Annotated in this window: 13 protein-coding genes; 9 read left to right on the top strand and 4 right to left on the bottom strand. The window is 59.2% G+C overall.

From position 1 onward, the window contains the following. The first annotated feature begins 175 nt into the window (after positions 1–175). From rho to J3A65_RS17955, 6 genes are all read left to right on the top strand, one after another. Positions 176–1,441 carry a transcription termination factor Rho gene (gene rho / locus J3A65_RS17980; RefSeq protein WP_092665173.1) on the top strand — a complete coding sequence of 422 codons (1,266 nt, stop codon included), beginning with the start codon at positions 176–178 and terminating at the stop codon, positions 1,439–1,441. An 88-nt stretch (positions 1,442–1,529) separates the two neighbouring features. Next, positions 1,530–2,828 carry a tRNA uridine-5-carboxymethylaminomethyl(34) synthesis GTPase MnmE gene (mnmE, locus tag J3A65_RS17975; RefSeq protein WP_209902629.1) on the top strand — a complete coding sequence of 433 codons (1,299 nt, stop codon included), beginning with the start codon at positions 1,530–1,532 and terminating at the stop codon, positions 2,826–2,828. Positions 2,829–2,865: 37 nt separating this feature from the next. Continuing rightward, positions 2,866–4,749: a tRNA uridine-5-carboxymethylaminomethyl(34) synthesis enzyme MnmG gene (mnmG, locus tag J3A65_RS17970; protein ID WP_209902627.1), complete on the top strand. Its 1,884-nt coding sequence runs from the start codon at positions 2,866–2,868 to the stop codon at positions 4,747–4,749. Then, a complete protein-coding gene (gene rsmG / locus J3A65_RS17965; protein WP_209902624.1) occupies positions 4,746–5,363 on the top strand; it encodes a 16S rRNA (guanine(527)-N(7))-methyltransferase RsmG in 618 nt (205 codons plus the stop codon). The genes mnmG and rsmG overlap by 4 nt, the downstream gene beginning before the upstream one ends. 13 nt (positions 5,364–5,376) lie before the next feature. Then, on the top strand, positions 5,377–6,168 hold the full coding sequence (locus J3A65_RS17960) for a ParA family protein (protein WP_092665164.1): 792 nt from the start codon (positions 5,377–5,379) through the stop codon (positions 6,166–6,168). 37 nt (positions 6,169–6,205) lie between these two features. After that, positions 6,206–7,087 carry a ParB/RepB/Spo0J family partition protein gene (locus tag J3A65_RS17955; protein WP_062462870.1) on the top strand — a complete coding sequence of 294 codons (882 nt, stop codon included), beginning with the start codon at positions 6,206–6,208 and terminating at the stop codon, positions 7,085–7,087. Between the two features lie 18 nt (positions 7,088–7,105). Here J3A65_RS17955 and holA read toward each other — a convergent pair whose 3' ends face one another. Genes holA through leuS form a run of 3 tightly spaced genes read right to left on the bottom strand, consistent with a single transcriptional unit; the run spans position 7,106 to position 11,320 of the window. Next, entirely contained in the window at positions 7,106–8,143 is a 1,038-nt protein-coding gene (gene holA / locus J3A65_RS17950; RefSeq protein WP_209902622.1) for a DNA polymerase III subunit delta, read from the bottom strand. Next, a complete protein-coding gene (locus J3A65_RS17945) occupies positions 8,131–8,694 on the bottom strand; it encodes a hypothetical protein (protein ID WP_092665158.1) in 564 nt (187 codons plus the stop codon). Before J3A65_RS17945 ends, holA begins: the two co-directional genes overlap by 13 nt. Further along, positions 8,684–11,320 (bottom strand): leucine--tRNA ligase, encoded by a 2,637-nt coding sequence (leuS, locus tag J3A65_RS17940; protein WP_209902620.1) that lies wholly within the window; start codon positions 11,318–11,320, stop codon positions 8,684–8,686. The genes J3A65_RS17945 and leuS overlap by 11 nt, the downstream gene beginning before the upstream one ends. A 179-nt stretch (positions 11,321–11,499) precedes the next feature. On the opposite strand from leuS, the gene J3A65_RS17935 reads away from it, so the two are divergent. Both J3A65_RS17935 and J3A65_RS17930 read left to right on the top strand, forming a co-directional pair. Continuing rightward, the gene (locus J3A65_RS17935; RefSeq protein ID WP_113109974.1) at positions 11,500–12,159 is read left to right on the top strand and encodes a YggS family pyridoxal phosphate-dependent enzyme; all 660 of its coding nucleotides are present in this window, start codon (positions 11,500–11,502) and stop codon (positions 12,157–12,159) included. A gap of 88 nt (positions 12,160–12,247) precedes the next feature. Then, positions 12,248–14,185, top strand: a complete 1,938-nt coding sequence (locus J3A65_RS17930; protein ID WP_209902617.1) for an AMP-binding protein — start codon at positions 12,248–12,250, stop codon at positions 14,183–14,185. Positions 14,186–14,265: 80 nt separating this feature from the next. Here J3A65_RS17930 and J3A65_RS17925 read toward each other — a convergent pair whose 3' ends face one another. Further along, positions 14,266–14,988, bottom strand: a complete 723-nt coding sequence (locus J3A65_RS17925; RefSeq protein WP_062462856.1) for a DUF1013 domain-containing protein — start codon at positions 14,986–14,988, stop codon at positions 14,266–14,268. A 183-nt stretch (positions 14,989–15,171) separates the two neighbouring features. Between J3A65_RS17925 and acs the strand changes: the two genes are divergently transcribed. Beyond that, positions 15,172–17,124 (top strand): acetate--CoA ligase, encoded by a 1,953-nt coding sequence (acs, locus tag J3A65_RS17920; RefSeq protein ID WP_209902615.1) that lies wholly within the window; start codon positions 15,172–15,174, stop codon positions 17,122–17,124. Positions 17,125–17,426 lie beyond the last annotated feature (302 nt).

Below are 17,426 nucleotides of genomic sequence, written 5' to 3'. Positions count from 1 at the left end.
TCTTAACTCCGCCTGCCCCTCCCCCTTGCAGGCGTGCTCGTGAACAGCTATTTTCCCAGCCATCTCATCTCGTGGCATGTGTGTAATCGTCTGTCCTACCCCGGTGTCTTCCGCGGTAGCGAATTTCACCGACACGCCTGTTTCCCTAAAAAATTCTGAATATGGTCCCCTCTTCATGGCTGAAATGAAGCTTCAAGAACTCAAGAGCAAATCGCCGACCGATTTGCTGACATTCGCCGAATCGCTGGAGGTGGAAAACGCCAGCACCATGCGCAAGCAGGAATTGATGTTTGCGATTCTCAAGATTCTGGCCAGCCAGGATGTCGAGATCATCGGCGAAGGTGTCGTTGAAGTTCTGCAGGATGGCTTCGGATTTCTCCGTTCGGCCAACGCCAATTACCTGCCTGGCCCGGATGATATCTACATCTCTCCCTCGCAGATCCGCCGCTTTTCGCTGAAGACCGGCGACACCGTCGAGGGACCGATCCGCGGGCCGAAGGAAGGCGAGCGCTATTTCGCGCTGCTAAAGGTCAACACGATCAACTTCGACGACCCGGAAAAAATCCGCCACAAGGTGCATTTCGACAATCTGACGCCGCTCTACCCGAATGAGCGCTTCAAGATGGAACTCGACGTCCCGACGTCGAAGGACAATTCGGCGCGCGTGATCGATCTCGTCGCACCGCTCGGCAAGGGCCAGCGCGGCCTGATCGTCGCGCCGCCGCGCACGGGTAAGACCGTTCTCTTGCAGAACATCGCGCATTCGATCACGGCTAACCACCCCGAGTGCTATCTCATCGTTCTCCTGATCGACGAGCGGCCGGAAGAAGTGACGGACATGCAGCGCTCGGTGAAGGGCGAAGTTGTTTCCTCGACCTTCGACGAACCCGCCATCCGCCACGTTCAGGTGGCTGAAATGGTCATCGAGAAGGCGAAGCGCCTCGTCGAACACGGCCGCGATGTCGTCATTCTGCTCGACTCCATCACCCGTCTTGGCCGCGCCTACAACACGGTCGTTCCGTCATCCGGCAAGGTTCTGACCGGTGGTGTGGATGCCAACGCCCTGCAGCGCCCGAAGCGCTTCTTCGGTGCCGCCCGTAATATTGAAGAAGGCGGATCGCTGACCATCATCGCTACGGCGCTGATCGATACGGGCAGCCGTATGGACGAAGTCATCTTTGAAGAGTTCAAGGGTACGGGCAACTCGGAAATCGTGCTCGACCGAAAGGTTGCCGACAAGCGCATCTTCCCGGCCATGGATATTCTGAAATCCGGCACGCGCAAGGAAGACCTCCTCGTCCAGCGCCAGGACCTGCAGAAGATCTTTGTTCTCCGTCGCATTCTCGCGCCGATGGGAACGACCGATGCAATCGAGTTCCTGATCGACAAGCTGAAGCAGACCAAGAGCAACAGCGACTTCTTCGACTCGATGAACACCTGATCCTTAGCCGGATTCACTGCTACCGAGAGGCGCCCGTCGTAAAGACGGGCGCTTTCGAGTTTCTGGGACACAGTTCGAAAGCCGCACCATGAACCCTGATACGATCTTTGCCCTTTCGAGTGGAGCACTGCCCGCAGGTCTCGCCGTTATCAGGCTAAGCGGCAACCAGGCCTTCACCGCGGCTGAGACGCTTGCTGGTCGTTTAGCGACAGACCGTAAAGCATCGCTCAGAACGATTCGCGGCCGAAACGGTGCGATCATCGATCAGGGACTGGTGGTCGGCTTCCCGGGGCCAAACTCGTTTACGGGAGAAGACTGCGTCGAACTGCATGTGCATGGCAGCCGCGCCGTTGTTGCAGCTCTCGTCCTGGAGCTCGAGCAAATCGACGGACTGAGGTTGGCCGAGGCGGGAGAGTTTTCAAGGCGAGCTTTTGAGAACGGCAAGCTGGATCTGGTCGAGATTGAAGGTCTTGCGGATCTCATCTCTGCCGAAACGGAAATGCAGCGCCGGCTTGCAGTCGAGCAAAGCTTCGGGGGCCAGTCAGCGCTCTATATCGACTGGGCTGAGCGGCTGACGCGGTCGCGTGCTCTGATCGAGGCCGAGCTGGATTTCGCTGAAGAGGACGACGTGCCGGGTTCCGTATCGGAGCGGGTCTGGAGCGAGGTGGGCCAGATTTCTATGGAACTTCTGCAGCATCTGGAAACGGCAAAGTCTGGCGAGATCATCCGGGATGGCTACAAGATTGTCATCGCCGGGCCTCCGAATGCGGGCAAAAGCAGCCTTTTGAACGCGCTTGCGAACCGGGATGTGGCGATTGTGACGGAACGCGCGGGAACGACCAGGGATATCCTGCACGTCGATCTCGACATGTCGGGTTATCTGGTCCGGTTCTTCGATACGGCTGGCCTGCGGGAAAGCGACGATATTGTCGAAGTCGAAGGGATCCGTCGGGCCCGTGTTGCGATCGAGCAAGCCGACATGATCCTCGCTCTCAACGAGATCGATTCGCCGGCGTTACAAAACCATGAGTTTAGTCACGCTAACGTTCTAACTGTCGGAACGAAGCTGGATGCGCACGCACCTTCGGACGACTTCGACCTTTGCATCTCAACAAAAACTGGCGACGGGCTCGAGCTCCTCAGGGAGGCCATCCTCCGAAAGATCACAGCGTTGTGGACCGGTTCGCTGGTACCGAACAGAGCTCGGCAAGTCGACGCACTGAAAGATGCTTCCAATTTTATCGCAGAGGCGTTAAACGGCACGGAACTTGACTTGAGAGCCGAGAGCCTTCGAGCAGCCGCATCCGCCTTGGGGCGCATTACGGGCCGGGTCGATGTCGAGCAGTTGCTGGATGTTATCTTCTCGCAGTTCTGTATCGGAAAATGATTCACGTGAAACACTCGGCTGACGTGGGACAATGAATATGGACCAAAATTTCGATGTCATCGTCATTGGTGGTGGTCACGCGGGTTGCGAGGCCGCGAGCGCTGCAGCGCGGATGGGCGCGAGGACGGCCTTAATTACCCACAAACGTGAAACGATTGGTGTCATGTCCTGCAATCCCGCGATTGGCGGGCTGGGCAAAGGTCACCTCGTGCGCGAGGTCGATGCACTTGACGGTCTGATGGGCCGGGTCGCAGACGTTTCCGGAATCCAGTTCCGTTTGCTCAACCGGAAAAAGGGTCCCGCCGTTCGTGGTCCCCGTACGCAGGCCGACCGGCGCCTTTACCGTGAAGCGATGCAGAAGGAAATCTTCAATCACCTGAACCTCACTGTCATCGAGGGTGACGCATTCGACCTCATCACGGACACTGGTCGAGTGTCAGCTGTCATCATGAGGGATGGCGGTCGATTCGGATGCGGAACGGCTGTACTCACGACCGGTACGTTCCTGCGCGGGCTTATTCATATCGGGCAGGAAAAGATACCGGCCGGTCGGGTGGGTGAGGAACCATCGCTCGGGCTATCAGCGACGCTTCTTGGACTTGGCGTTGCCTTGGGGCGCCTGAAAACCGGCACACCGGCACGGCTTGATGGGCGGACCATCGCCTGGGACCAGCTTGACAAGCAGGAAGCCGATGAGCAGCCAGTTCCATTCTCGTTCATGACCGATAAAATCGTAACGCCGCAGATCAGCTGTGGAGTGACCCGCACGAACGAGGCGACCCATCGGATCATCTCCGACAACATCCACCTGTCCGCAATGTATTCCGGCCAGATCGAGGGCGTGGGCCCGCGTTATTGTCCGTCAATCGAAGACAAGATCGTGCGGTTCGGTGAGCGCGACGGGCACCAGATCTTCCTAGAGCCCGAAGGGCTTGATGATCCAACTGTTTACCCAAACGGAATATCCACGTCCCTGCCCGCATCAGTCCAGGAGGCTTTCATCCGGACGATCTCGGGCCTCGAGCAGGTCGAGATTATTCAGCCCGGCTATGCGATCGAGTATGACTATGTTGATCCGCGGGAATTGACACCCACGCTGGAAGTCAAGAAATTGCCAGGGCTGTTCCTGGCTGGCCAGATCAACGGCACGACGGGCTACGAGGAAGCTGCGGCGCAAGGGATGGTCGCCGGCCTTTCAGCAGCGATCACGGCTTCGGGCGGCCAGCCGGAGCCGTTCAGTCGTGCCGAATCCTATATCGGTGTCATGGTCGATGACCTCACGTCGAAGGGCGTGACGGAACCTTATCGGATGTTTACATCACGTGCAGAATACCGCCTTTCGCTACGAGCCGACAATGCCGATATCAGGCTGACTCACAAGGGCATTGAACTGGGCTGCGTGGGCACTGATCGTGCAGCGAAGTTCGCGGCCTACTCCAAAGCAGTCGACGAAACCCGTGCGATGCTGAAATCGCTCTCGCTGACGCCTAAACAGGGTGCAGCGCACGGATTGTCCCTCAATCAGGACGGCCAGCGGCGTACGGCGTACGAACTGCTCGCCTACCCCAACCAGTCGATGGCTGATCTGGCCGGTGTCTGGGGAGAACTCCGTGGGGTCAATCCAAAGGTAGCGGAAGCTCTCGAGATCGAATCCACCTACTCTGTCTACATGAATAGACAGGCTGCAGATATTGGCTCAACGATCCGCGATGAGTCAAAAACCATCCCCCTGTCCTTCGATTATTCTACAGTGCCCGGTCTCTCAAACGAGCTACGAATAAAGCTCGCGAAGCATCAGCCCAGCAATATGGCGCAGGCCGCGAAAGTTGACGGTATGACGCCGGCAGCGTTGGCACTTATTCTTGCGCTTGTAAAAAAAGAAGCCGCGGTCTCGGATCGCGTAAAACGAGTCTCGGCATGATGTTGAACGGCAGAAGTGTTTCACGTGAAACGCAGGAGAGGCTTGAGCACTTTGCCACGCTCTTCTCCAAGTGGGCGAAAACAATCAACCTTGTCGCTCCCTCGACCCTGAACGAGATTTGGCAGCGCCATATCGCCGATAGCGCGCAAATCTTTCAACTATCCCCGGAGCCATCAAAATGGATCGATCTTGGCTCGGGCGGTGGCTTTCCGGGCGTCGTGACCGCGATATTGCTCGCCGAGCTTGAAGATGGTTGGGTTCACTTGGTCGAAAGCAACCATAAAAAGGCTGCTTTCCTCCGCGTCGCCCTGAACGAAACCGGAGCTCGGGGTTCGGTTCATCCGCTCCGGATTGAGCAGGCGACACATGAGTTGCCTGAATGCCAGCGCGTTTCCGCTCGCGCTCTGGCTGATCTCGACCAACTTCTATCCTATTCCTCCGATTGGATGGTCGAGACGGAAGCCACAGCCTTCTTCCACAAAGGCCGGGATTATCGCCGTGAAGTCAGCGAAGCCCGTAGTCGCTGGGATTTCGATCTGCTAGAACATCGAAGCGTTGTCGAGCAGGACTCGGTTATTCTTGAGATCAGCAACCTCCGACGCAAGGACCCGTAAAGTCAGGTGCGATATGTTCGAAAAGAACCGTATTATTACCATCGCTAATCAAAAAGGCGGCGTCGGTAAGACGACGACAGCAATCAACCTGGCAACGGCGCTCGCCGCGATCGGCGAAAACGTCCTCATCATCGACCTTGATCCTCAGGGAAACGCCAGCACTGGCCTCGGTATTAACCGCAAGGATCGCGTTCATTCGTCTTATGACGTGCTGATGGGCGAAAGCGATATTGGCGAAACTGCCGTTCCGACTGCTGTTCCGAACCTGTCCATCGTTCCCTCCACCATGGATCTTCTCGGTTTCGAGATGGAGATTTCGCAGGCCACGGACCGCGCTTTCCGGTTAAAGCGGGCGCTGGATACTGACGTCGCGCGTGCATATTCTTATATCCTCGTCGACTGCCCACCCTCTTTCAATCTCCTGACGATGAATGCGATGGCCGCAGCCCATTCGGTGCTCGTACCTCTGCAGTGCGAGTTCTTTGCGCTCGAGGGTTTGAGCCAGCTCTTGGAAACGGTTGACCAGGTCCGCCGGACGGTCAACCCACTGCTCGATATCCAGGGCATCGTTCTGACGATGTTCGATGCGCGCAACAATCTGGCCCAACAGGTCGTGAGCGACGTCAGGACATATCTCGGTGATAAGGTGTACCACACGCTGATTCCGCGCAACGTTCGGGTATCCGAAGCGCCTTCATATGGTAAGCCGGCTATTCTTTACGATCTGAAATGCGCCGGGAGCCAGGCCTACCTTCAGCTCGCCTCCGAGGTGATCCAGCGGGAACGTCGGCGCAAGGCGGCTTGAAACCCTTCTTTGATTACACGAAATAACAGGTGACAGGATGAACGAAGATCCCTCGAAAAGGCGGCTGGGCCGCGGGCTTGCTGCGCTTATCGGTGAGATGGATCAGCCTGTGCAGGTCAATACACCTGCGAAAAACGTCAATCCGGACCGCATGGTGCCGATCGAGCATGTCTCGCGCAGTCCCAAAAACCCCAGGCGCCATTTCGATGAGGCCGAGCTGCAGGATCTCGCCAGCTCGATCAGGCAGCATGGCATTGTCCAGCCGGTCGTTGTTCGGACAGTCGACGGTCGCCTTGAGATCATTGCCGGTGAGCGCCGGTGGCGTGCAGCGCAACTGGCGGGACTGACTGAGATCCCAGTCATCGTCCGCGACGTAGACGATCGGACCGCACTTGAAATCGCAATCGTTGAAAACGTCCAGCGGTCCGACCTCAATCCGCTCGAAGAGGCACTCGGTTACGAGCAGTTGATTGCCGAACATGGCTATACCCAAAACGATCTGGGTGAAATCATCGGCAAGAGCCGCAGTCATGTCGCAAACAGCCTTCGCCTTCTGAAATTGCCGGACCCGGTTCGCGACATGCTGTCTGCCGGAAGCCTTTCAGCTGGTCACGCGCGTGCCTTGATCACCACGTCTGATCCCTCGTCCCTCGCGCGCACGATCGTGTCCAAAGGCATGTCGGTGCGCGATGCAGAGCGGCTTGCGCAAAACGATATCAAGTCCCAGGGCATGCCCCAGCTTGAAACCAAGTCGGTCGAAAAAGATTCTGATACGCTGGCCTTGGAGCGCACGTTGACCGATGCTCTCGGACTGGATGTGAAGATCAATCACCGCGGGGGCAGCGGCCAGGTTCGGATCAACTACCGCAATCTCGAGCAGCTTGAAGAGGTTTGCAGGTTGCTGGAGCGGCGCGGTTAGCACCTTCCCAGATCGTCATCAGCGATATCGCGACGACTGTATCGCGATCGCCATCAGGCTGTGGAAGGCGATGCTGGGCTCGAGACTCTGTCTTTGCCGGGACTGAAGGACGGCCGCCTGCAGGCGCTCGGTTTCGCGGGCAAGTGCCGCCGCGGTCCAGGATCGCAGCGCCTTTTCGATAATCGGCTTGCGCTTGAAATGGATATGGCGGCCGAGCGTCATCATGACCTGTGCGGCCTGCAGCTTCTTGTCGTCCATTTCCGCCCGCATCACATCCAGCAACTGGAACTGTCTGAGGCAGGATTGCAGGATCAGAAAGATCGGCGTCTTGGATACCAACACCTTCTGAAAAGCGCGCTGAAGAGACGCTACGTCCCCGGAGAGAATGGCGTCGACGGCCTCGTCCGCGGAGACGCTGCTCGCATCGCCGATGATTTCATCGACGTGATCTTCGCTAATAGTCCCCGCACCGCGACAATAGAGCGCCAGCTTCTTCACCTCGTTGCGGGATGCGATTCGATCGCCGCCGAGAAGCTCCATCAGGCGCTGGCGGGCAGCGCCGCTGATGGTGAGGCCTTCGGCCGACAGTTCGGTATCGATCAGGCCAGCAAGCGCGCGTGCATCGTCCGCGTAGCAGGGAATGACGGCGATGGAGCGGACCGGCTCCACCACCTTGCGAAGGCCGCTGCCCTTCTTCAGGTCACCAGCCTCGATGATTAAGATATTGGCGGGAGGCTCATCCTTGGCGAGCGCCTGCATGGCATCCAGCAGCGGCTTCTCGTTCATTGCGCCACGGAGCCAGACGAGCTTGGCGCCTCCGAAAAGGCCGAGTGAGTTGACCTCATCGAGAAGACGGCCGGGATCGCCCTGGAGATCGGATACATCAAGCTTGAGCATCGCGAAAGGGTCGTCCTGCGCGACACCGGTCTTGGCTGCGATCTGCGCAGCCCGCTCGGAAACGAGCCCGCGATCGGGCCCATAGATGACGAAGATCTTGTAGAGGCCGACCGACTTGTCAAGAAACCGGTCGAACTCGTGGGATTTTATTTCTGCCATACGGGAGGCGACTGGGGCTCGCGGGCAAGGGCAATGGCGATCTCACCACGCAGGAACTCGGCCGTCTCGCGGGCAGCACGGTTTTCAGCGTCGCGGATTGCCCGCAGTTTTGCAAAGCTCTGTCCCGGGACATCGATCAAGGCGACGACTTCGCGCTTGGCCGATTTCAGGATCTTGCTGTCGCTGATACGGGTCAGCGTATAGGTGACATCCACCTGAACGCGGCCGGCAACAGGGATGTTGCTGACAGACACGGTGTCATCGTCGCTGGTAAGGTCAAGAATGCTCGAGGCGGAGCTCGTGGCCGTCATTTTCACTTCGTAGAGCGGATGCGCCGTCTCGCCTGCACCATGACCGGTGAGGAAGACGAGATTGTTGCGGATCACCTGCTCGATACGGGTCTTCGGATCCGCAAACTCCACGGATGCGAGCTTCTGACCGGTGCCTTCCTGTTCGGAATAGAGAGGCCGTGCCTGGCATCCCGCCAGAAGGGCAAGGCCGGCGATGCCAAGTGCGATGCCAAAGCGGCGGAATGAACGATCAGGCAACAATGTTCACGATCCTCTGTGGGACGACGATGATCTTCTTCGGTGGCTTGCCACCGAGAGCGGCTTTTACCACGTCGAGTGCGAGGGCTGCAGCCTCGACGGCAGTTTGATCCGCGTCGCGCGCGATTGTCAATTCGGCGCGCTTCTTGCCGTTGATCTGGACCGGCATCGTGACGTCATTTTCAACCACGAGAGCCTGGTCGAACTGTGGCCATGCAGTTGTTGATACCATCTCGCCATTGCCGAGCACGGCCCAGCATTCCTCGGCCAGATGCGGCGTCATTGGCGCGACGATCTGGATCAGGATTTCCGAGGCGTTGCGAACAGCGGCACGGTAGGCGGCGTCGCCCTTGCCGGCGGCAACATCGGTCAGCGGCGCTGCAAGCGCGTTGACCAGTTCGTAGATGCGAGCCACGGCCTTGTTGAAGGACAGCTTGTCGAGATCGCCCTGAACGGCCTGCAGCGTCTTGTGGGCCAGCTGCGAGATTGCCAGTCCATCGCCATCCTTAGCCGGAGTCGGATCGACCGTCTTCAGGTTTTCGGCAGCTTCCGAGATCAAGCGCCACAGGCGCTGGGTAAAGCGGTAGGCACCTTCGACACCCGCTTCCGACCAGATCACGTCGCGATCCGGCGGACTATCGGACAGAACGAAGAAGCGGGCCGTATCGGCGCCGTAGGATGCGATAATGTCATCGGGATCGACGACGTTCTTTTTCGACTTCGACATTTTTTCGATCGAGCCGATGGTGACGTCGGCGCCGCTTGTCAGCAGCGTCGCGGTACGCTTGCCGTCGACTTCCTCGATACGGATATCGGCAGGAGCAACCCATTCACCGTTTTGGCCGGACTCGCCGAGACGGTAGGTTTCGTGCACGACCATGCCCTGCGTGAACAGGCCCTTGAACGGTTCCTTCACCGCCACGTGGCCGGTCTCGCGCATGGCGCGGGTGAAGAAGCGCGAATAGAGCAAATGCAGGATGGCGTGCTCGATGCCGCCGATATACTGATCGACCGGCAGCCAGTGATCGGCAACGGCCGGGTTTGTCGGCTCGTTCAACCAAGGGGCTGTGAAGCGGGTGAAATACCAGCTGGAATCGACGAACGTATCCATCGTATCCGTCTCGCGACGGGCATCGTGTCCGCATTTCGGGCAGCTGACATGGCGCCAGGTCGGGTGTCGGTCGAGCGGGTTGCCGGGCAGGTCGAAGGTGACGTCGTCCGGCAACTGCACCGGCAGGTCCTTCTTCGGCACCGGCACGACGCCGCAGACTTCGCAATGGATGACCGGGATCGGGCAACCCCAGTAGCGCTGACGGGAAATGCCCCAGTCGCGCAGGCGGAAGTTCACCTTGCGCTCGCCCTGCGGTGCATTGCCGAGCGTCTGTTCGGACAGCCTATCGGCAATGATCTGAAACGCTTCGTCCGTGGACTTGCCGTCCAGGAAGCGGGAATTGATCATCACGCCATCGTCGACGAAAGCGGTATCGCCGATCTCAAACGTGGCGGCATCACCATCCCTGGGCATCACCACGGCAACGACTGGAAGATTGTATTTGCGGGCGAAATCCAGGTCGCGCTGGTCGCCGGCCGGGCAGCCGAAGATGGCGCCTGTGCCGTATTCCATCAGCACGAAGTTCGCGACATAGACCGGCAGTTCCCAAGAAGGGTCGAGCGGATGCCTTACGCGGACGCCGGTGTCTATGCCCTTTTTCTCGGCCGTTTCCAGCGCAGCAAGGGATGTGCCCTGACGGCGGCATTCCTCGGCGAAGGCTTCGATCTCAGGGTTGTTCGCAGCCGCGGCCTTGGCCAGCGGATGGTCGGCAGCGATTGCCAGGAACGAGGCGCCGAACAGCGTGTCGGGACGGGTCGTATAGACCGTCACGTCCTTGTCGACGCCGGCGGGTGCGGTTTCCGTCACGATTTCCCAGCGCAGGCTCATGCCTTCGGAGCGGCCGATCCAGTTCTTCTGCATCAGCCGGACCTTTTCAGGCCACTGATCCAGGTTATCCAGTTCGTCGAGCAGATCCTGGCTGAAATCGGTGATCTTGAAGAACCACTGCACCAGCTCGCGCTGATCGACCAGAGCGCCGGAACGCCAGCCGCGACCGTCGATCACCTGCTCGTTAGCCAGAACCGTCTGGTCGACCGGATCCCAGTTGACCTTGGATTGCTTGCGATAGACCAGGCCCTTTTCCATCATGTCGAGGAAGAGGTGCTGCTGCTGCTGGTAATATGCCACGTCGCAGGTGGCGAACTCGCGCGACCAGTCCAGCGAAAGGCCCATCGCCTTCAGCTGCTTTTTCATGGATTCGATGTTCTGGTAGGTCCAGGCCTTCGGGTGGGTCTTGTTGTCACGCGCGGCGTTTTCTGCCGGCATGCCGAACGCGTCCCAGCCCATCGGGTGCAGAACGTTGAAGCCGCGGGCGCGCTTGTAGCGGGCGACAACGTCACCCATCGCATAATTGCGCACGTGACCCATGTGAATGCGGCCGGACGGATAGGGGAACATCTCGAGGACGTAATACTTTTCCCGCGGATCGGCATTGTCGGTTTCGAAAACCTTCGCCTCGTTCCAGGTCTGCTGCCAACGGGGCTCGGCATCGCGCGGGTTGTAACGTTCAGTCGCCATCTGGATGATATTCCGGGAAATCAGGATATAGGAGTCGGGCAGACCTTCACCATGAATGGCCGCAAGCGTCAAGTTTTTGAGGCCTGACACGTGCCAAACTTTGATGGGACATGCCCTTGGCAGAGCCTCATATGGGCTTTAATCGCTTGCATCACAAGAATAGCGAAAGGTGACGGACAATGAGCGTCGAAGAACGGCTCCAGGAAGTCAGGACAAGGATCGGCAAGGCGGAAGAAACGGCCAATCGCTCCGCGGGCTCTGTCTCGCTCGTCGCTGTCTCCAAGACATTCGATGCCGGTGACATTAGGCCGGTCATCGCGTCGGGCCAGCGTGTGTTCGGCGAAAACCGGGTGCAGGAGAGCCAGGGCAAGTGGCCGGAGCTCAAGGCGGAGACGCCGGGCATCACGCTGCATCTGATCGGTCCGCTGCAATCCAACAAGGCGGCCGATGCGGTGGCTCTGTTCGACGTGATCGAGACGGTGGACCGCGAGAAGATTGCACGAGCCCTGGCAGACGAAATGGCTAAGCAGGGCAAGTCGCCGAAGCTCTATGTGCAGGTGAATACCGGACTCGAACCGCAAAAGGCAGGCATCGAGCCGAAAGAGACGGTGGCGTTCGTCGCGCTTTGCCGAAACGAACTGGGGCTCGCCGTCGAAGGGCTGATGTGCATTCCGCCGGCGGATGAAAATCCGGGACCGCATTTCGCACTTCTGGCAAAGCTTGCCAAAGAATGCGGCGTGGAAAAACTTTCCATGGGCATGTCCGGCGATTTCGAGACGGCGGTGGAATTTGGCGCCACCAGCGTCCGCGTCGGTTCGGCAATCTTCGGCGCACGCTGAGGTCTAACCCGTTGGTCGGGCTTCCCGCCCGATCGTCCCTCCCCTACACTCGCCCGATCAGGCTATGCGGTTGTGTTGGGAGGTACAGATGCAAAGCCAATATTTCGACGTTTACAGCAGCTGGGAAAACAACCCAGAGGCCTTCTGGAAGTCCGCGTCAGAGGCGATCGACTGGTTCAAAGAACCGGACGCGGTCTTTGATGCCAATGCCGGTGTCTATGGTCGGTGGTTCGTGGGGGGTGAAACCAACACCTGCTACAATTGCCTCGACCGCCATGTCGCAGCAGGCAACGGCGATCGGCTCGCCTTTATCCACGACAGCGCGATGACCGGTGCGCAACGGTCCTTCACCTATTCCGAGGTTCTGGCGGAGGTGAAGGCGATTGCAACTGTCATGCGCGATCTCGGCGTCGGTTACAGCGACCGGGTCGTTATCTACATGCCGATGGTGCCGGAAGCGATCTTCTCTATGCTCGCCTGCGCGCGGATCGGTGCTGTGCATTCCGTGGTGTTCGGCGGTTTCGCGGCACAGGAACTCGCAGCACGGCTGAATGATAGCCAGGCAAAACTGGTCATCTCGGCGAGCTGCGGACTGGAGCCTGGCCGGGTCGTCGCCTACAAGCCGTTGCTCGACAAGGCAATCGACCTCGCAACCGTGAAGCCCGAGCATTGCCTCATCGTGCAGCGGCCGGAACTCATAGCGCAGCTCAGGCCCGAAAAGGGCGAACTCGACTTTGCCGATCTGGTCGGCAACGCGCTTGGCCGGGATATCGAATGCGTGGCGGTCAAGGCTACCGATCCGCTCTACATTCTCTACACATCCGGTACGACGGGACAGCCAAAGGGCGTGGTGCGCGACAACGGCGGTTACATGGTGGCGCTCGCCTGGAGTATGCCGAATATTTTCGGGATCAAGCCGGGCGAGGTGTTCTGGACCGCGTCCGATATCGGCTGGGTGGTCGGTCACTCCTATATCGTTTACGCGCCGCTGCTTGCCGGCAATACCAGCGTCATCTTCGAGGGAAAGCCGGTGGGAACGCCGGATGCAGGGACCTTCTGGCGCGTCATCGCCGACCATGACGTCAAGGTGTTCTTTACGGCGCCAACGGCGTTCCGCGCTATCCGCCGCGAAGACCCGGACGGCGAACTCATGGCGCATTACGATCTCAAGGGTCTGCGTGCTCTTTTTCTGGCGGGCGAAAGGGCGGATCCGGAAACGCTGAAATGGGCGGAGCAGAAACTGAAAGTGCCGGTGATCGACCACTGGTGGCAGACGGAGACCGGCTGGCCGATCGCCGCCAATCCGCTGGGCCTGGGGCTGATGCCGTTCAAGCACGGATCTCCCACACGACCGATGCCCGGCTACGCCATCGATGTTCTTGATGATTCCGGACTGCCGGTGCCGGCGGGGACGCTCGGTAACCTCGCCATCCGGCTGCCGCTGCCGCCCGGATGCCTGCCGACCTTCTGGAGCGCAGATGAGCGTTTTCGCGAGACCTGTCTCAGCACCTTCCCTGGGTACTATACGACGGCAGATGCAGGCGTGATCGACGAGGACGGCTACGTCTTCGTGATGGCGCGCACGGATGACATCATCAACTGCGCCGGGCATCGCCTTTCGACCGGCTCGATGGAAGAGGTCTGTGCGAAACATCCTGATGTGGCGGAATGCGCCGTGATCGGCATCAGCGATACGGTGAAGGGGCAGATCCCCTGCGGCTTCCTTGTCCTGAAGCATAATGTTTCACGGGAAACGGAGAAGATCTCGTCGGAAGTCGCAGAAATGGTGCGCTCGCAGATCGGCCCGGTCGCCGCGTTCAAGACGGTCATGATCGTACCGAAACTGCCAAAGACACGCTCGGGCAAAATCCTGCGGGGAACGATGCAGAAGATCGCGGACGGGATGCCCTGGACCATGCCGGCAACGATCGAGGATCCGGGCGCACTGGATGCGGTGACAGCCGCGCTCACCGCGAAAGGCTATGGAGGGGGCATGCGGGCTGTATCGCGCACAGGCGACACCTAGGCTGGCGACTGAGCGCCCAAATAAAAAGCCCCGGGCTGTGGCCTAGGGCTTTCGTAAAATCGTATCTCGAAGATCAAGGCTTAGAAGCGGCCGTCGTCTTCTTCGTCGTCGTCCTTGCGGGTCGACTTGAGGGAGGAAAGCTTGGCGAACACGGCGTTCGCATCGATTTCCTTTTCCTTCTCTTCTTCGCGTTCGCTGCGGAAACCGCCGAAGCCGATGTTTTCTGCTTCTGCAGCCGGCTGCAGGGATGCACCGAGTTCGGCAGCGGTGGGCAGCGGACGACCCTTCGAGGCCTTTTCGACTTCAAGGTCGAGATCGATCTGGCTGCAGAGGCCGAGCGTGACCGGGTCCATCGGCGCCAGGTTTGCGGCGTTCCAGTGGGTGCGCTCGCGGATCTGCTCGATGGTCGACTTGGTGGTGCCGACGAGGCGCGAAATCTGCGCGTCCTTCAGTTCCGCGTGATTGCGCACCAGCCAGAGAATGGCGTTGGGGCGATCCTGGCGCTTCGAGACCGGCGTGTAACGCGGGCCGCGGCGCTTGGATTCAGGAACGCGAACTTTCGGCTCGGAAAGCTTGAGCTTGTAGTTGATATCCTTTTCAGCGCGTTCGATTTCGTCGCGCGACAGCTGGCCGGTGGCGATCGGGTCGAGGCCCTTGATACCCTGCGCTGCTTCGCCGTCTGCAATCGCCTTCACCTCGAGCGGGTGAAGTTTGCAGAACTGGGCGATCTGGTCGAACGAAAGCGCGGTGTTGTCGACGAGCCAGACGGCTGTCGCTTTCGGCATGAGCAGTGTTTGAGCCATAGATATAGTTCCTCTGTCCGTCCGCGCCGGTGTCGCGGGCGTGGGTATCAACCACAATTTCCGGGAATTTATTGCCCTATATTCGATTTGCGTCGGAATTGCAAATCGTCCAGCACCTTACCCTTTGTCTAATTGCGGCCCATGTTCCAAGTGTTAGATATGGGTCAAAGCAGGGAGGAGCACATGTCCGAAAAAATTTATCCGGTCGAGAAAGCCACCAAGGCAAAGGCGCTCATCGACAAGGACAAGTATGACAAGTGGTATGAGGAAAGCATCGAAAACCCGGACAAGTTCTGGGGCAAGCACGGCAAGCGGATCGACTGGTTCAAGCCTTTCACCAAGGTGAAAAACACGTCGTTCAAGGGCAAGGTCTCGATCAAGTGGTTCGAGGATGGCCAGACCAACGTTTCCTATAATTGCATCGATCGACACCTGAAGACGCATGGCGAGCGCACTGCGATCATCTGGGAAGGTGACAACCCGTATATCGACAAGAAGATCACCTACAACCAGCTCTACGATCAGGTCTGCCGCATGGCGAACGTGCTGAAGAAGCACGGCGTCAAGAAGGGCGACCGGGTGACGATCTACATGCCTATGATCCCGGAGGCAGCCTATGCGATGCTGGCCTGCGCCCGCATCGGCGCGGTTCATTCGGTCGTGTTCGGCGGATTTTCGCCGGAAGCGCTGGCTGGCCGCATCATCGACTGCCAGTCGACATTCGTGATCACCTGCGATGAAGGCGTGCGCGGCGGCAAACCGGTGCCGCTCAAGGAAAATACGGATACTGCCATCCGCATCGCAGCCAAGCAGTATGTCACGGTCAACAAGGTTCTGGTCGTCCGCCGTACCGGCGGCAAGACGAACTGGGCGCCCGGCCGCGACCTCTGGTATCACCAGGAAATCGCCACCGTGAAAGAGCATTGCGAACCGGTGAAGATGAAGGCGGAAGACCCGCTGTTCATTCTCTACACGTCCGGTTCCACCGGCAAGCCGAAGGGCGTTCTGCACACAACCGGCGGCTATCTCGTCTATGCGGCGATGACGCATGAATACACGTTCGACTACCATGATGGCGACGTCTACTGGTGCACGGCCGATGTGGGCTGGGTGACCGGGCATTCCTACCTGGTCTACGGGCCGCTCGCGAACTGTGCGACAACGCTGATGTTCGAAGGCGTGCCGAATTTCCCCGATCAGGGCCGGTTCTGGGAAATCGTCGACAAGCACAAGGTCAACATCTTCTACACAGCGCCGACCGCCATCCGTTCGCTGATGGGGGCCGGCGACGAGTTCGTGACGCGGTCGTCAAGGGCCAGCCTGCGGTTGCTGGGAACGGTCGGCGAGCCGATCAATCCGGAAGCCTGGAACTGGTACCACGAAGTGGTCGGAAACAAGCGCTGCCCGATCGTCGATACCTGGTGGCAGACGGAGACCGGCGGCCACATGATCACCCCGCTCCCGGGTGCCACAGCGCTCAAGCCGGGTTCGGCGACGAAACCGTTTTTCGGCGTGCAGCCGCAGCTGGTCGATAACGAAGGCAATGTTCTGGAAGGGGCTGCCGACGGCAATCTCTGCATCATCGACAGCTGGCCGGGGCAGATGCGCACGCTCTACGGCGATCATGACCGTTTCGTGGAGGCGTACTTCACCACCTACAAGGGCAAGTACTTCACCGGCGACGGCTGCCGGCGTGACGAGGACGGCTATTACTGGATCACGGGCCGCGTCGACGACGTGCTCAACGTTTCCGGCCACCGTCTCGGTACGGCGGAAGTGGAATCGGCGCTGGTGTCGCACAATCTCGTGTCGGAGGCGGCCGTGGTCGGCTACCCGCACAACATCAAGGGCCAGGGCATCTATTGCTACGTGACGCTGATGGCGGGCAACGAGGGGACGGAGGAGCTTCGCCAGCAACTGGTCAAGCACGTGCGCCAGGAGATCGGCCCGATCGCGGCACCGGACAAGATCCAGTTCTCGCCCGGCCTGCCCAAGACCCGATCCGGCAAGATTATGCGACGCATTCTGCGCAAGATTGCCGAGGACGATTTCGGGGCGCTGGGAGATACGTCGACCCTCGCCGATCCAGGCGTGGTGGACGATCTGATTGCCAACCGGCAGAACAGGTCGGATTGATCCGATAACCCGGGTGGGGTGTCAGCGTAGCCGGCATCCCACCCGGGACTGGATTTCTTGAACGTCTCTCAGCGAATGGCATACGGTTTCGCACGGGATGCTGTCGCGGTCGGCATCGGCCCGGCTATACCCCTCGCACCAGAGGATGACGGCCTGTTCGCAGCTTGAAACGTCCTTGCAGGTTTTCGCCTGCGCTCCCGCGCCAAGCAAAACCGCCGCAACCAGAATTACAAATCTCTTCATTTCCACCCCCGCATGCGAGGGTATATGTGCGTATTCTCTAACTCAAGCGGCCAATACAG

Origin of the sequence: Rhizobium sp. PvP014 (assembly GCF_017876855.1) — a bacterium.
Lineage (GTDB): Bacteria > Pseudomonadota > Alphaproteobacteria > Rhizobiales > Rhizobiaceae > Neorhizobium > Neorhizobium soli.
The sequence above is the reverse complement of the archived record's forward strand: the minus strand, read 5'-3'. Positions and strand labels throughout refer to the sequence as shown.

What these genes read in the sequence shown, in the direction of transcription:
- rho (WP_092665173.1), top strand. Translation starts at nt 176, where the DNA reads ATGGCTGAAATGAAGCTTCAAGAACTCAAGAGCAAATCGCCGACCGAT.
- mnmE (WP_209902629.1), top strand. Translation starts at nt 1,530, where the DNA reads ATGAACCCTGATACGATCTTTGCCCTTTCGAGTGGAGCACTGCCCGCA.
- mnmG (WP_209902627.1), top strand. Translation starts at nt 2,866, where the DNA reads ATGGACCAAAATTTCGATGTCATCGTCATTGGTGGTGGTCACGCGGGT.
- rsmG (WP_209902624.1), top strand. Translation starts at nt 4,746, where the DNA reads ATGATGTTGAACGGCAGAAGTGTTTCACGTGAAACGCAGGAGAGGCTT.
- J3A65_RS17960 (WP_092665164.1), top strand. Translation starts at nt 5,377, where the DNA reads ATGTTCGAAAAGAACCGTATTATTACCATCGCTAATCAAAAAGGCGGC.
- J3A65_RS17955 (WP_062462870.1), top strand. Translation starts at nt 6,206, where the DNA reads ATGAACGAAGATCCCTCGAAAAGGCGGCTGGGCCGCGGGCTTGCTGCG.
- holA (WP_209902622.1), bottom strand. Translation starts at nt 8,143, where the DNA reads ATGGCAGAAATAAAATCCCACGAGTTCGACCGGTTTCTTGACAAGTCG.
- leuS (WP_209902620.1), bottom strand. Translation starts at nt 11,320, where the DNA reads ATGGCGACTGAACGTTACAACCCGCGCGATGCCGAGCCCCGTTGGCAG.
- J3A65_RS17935 (WP_113109974.1), top strand. Translation starts at nt 11,500, where the DNA reads ATGAGCGTCGAAGAACGGCTCCAGGAAGTCAGGACAAGGATCGGCAAG.
- J3A65_RS17930 (WP_209902617.1), top strand. Translation starts at nt 12,248, where the DNA reads ATGCAAAGCCAATATTTCGACGTTTACAGCAGCTGGGAAAACAACCCA.
- J3A65_RS17925 (WP_062462856.1), bottom strand. Translation starts at nt 14,988, where the DNA reads ATGGCTCAAACACTGCTCATGCCGAAAGCGACAGCCGTCTGGCTCGTC.
- acs (WP_209902615.1), top strand. Translation starts at nt 15,172, where the DNA reads ATGTCCGAAAAAATTTATCCGGTCGAGAAAGCCACCAAGGCAAAGGCG.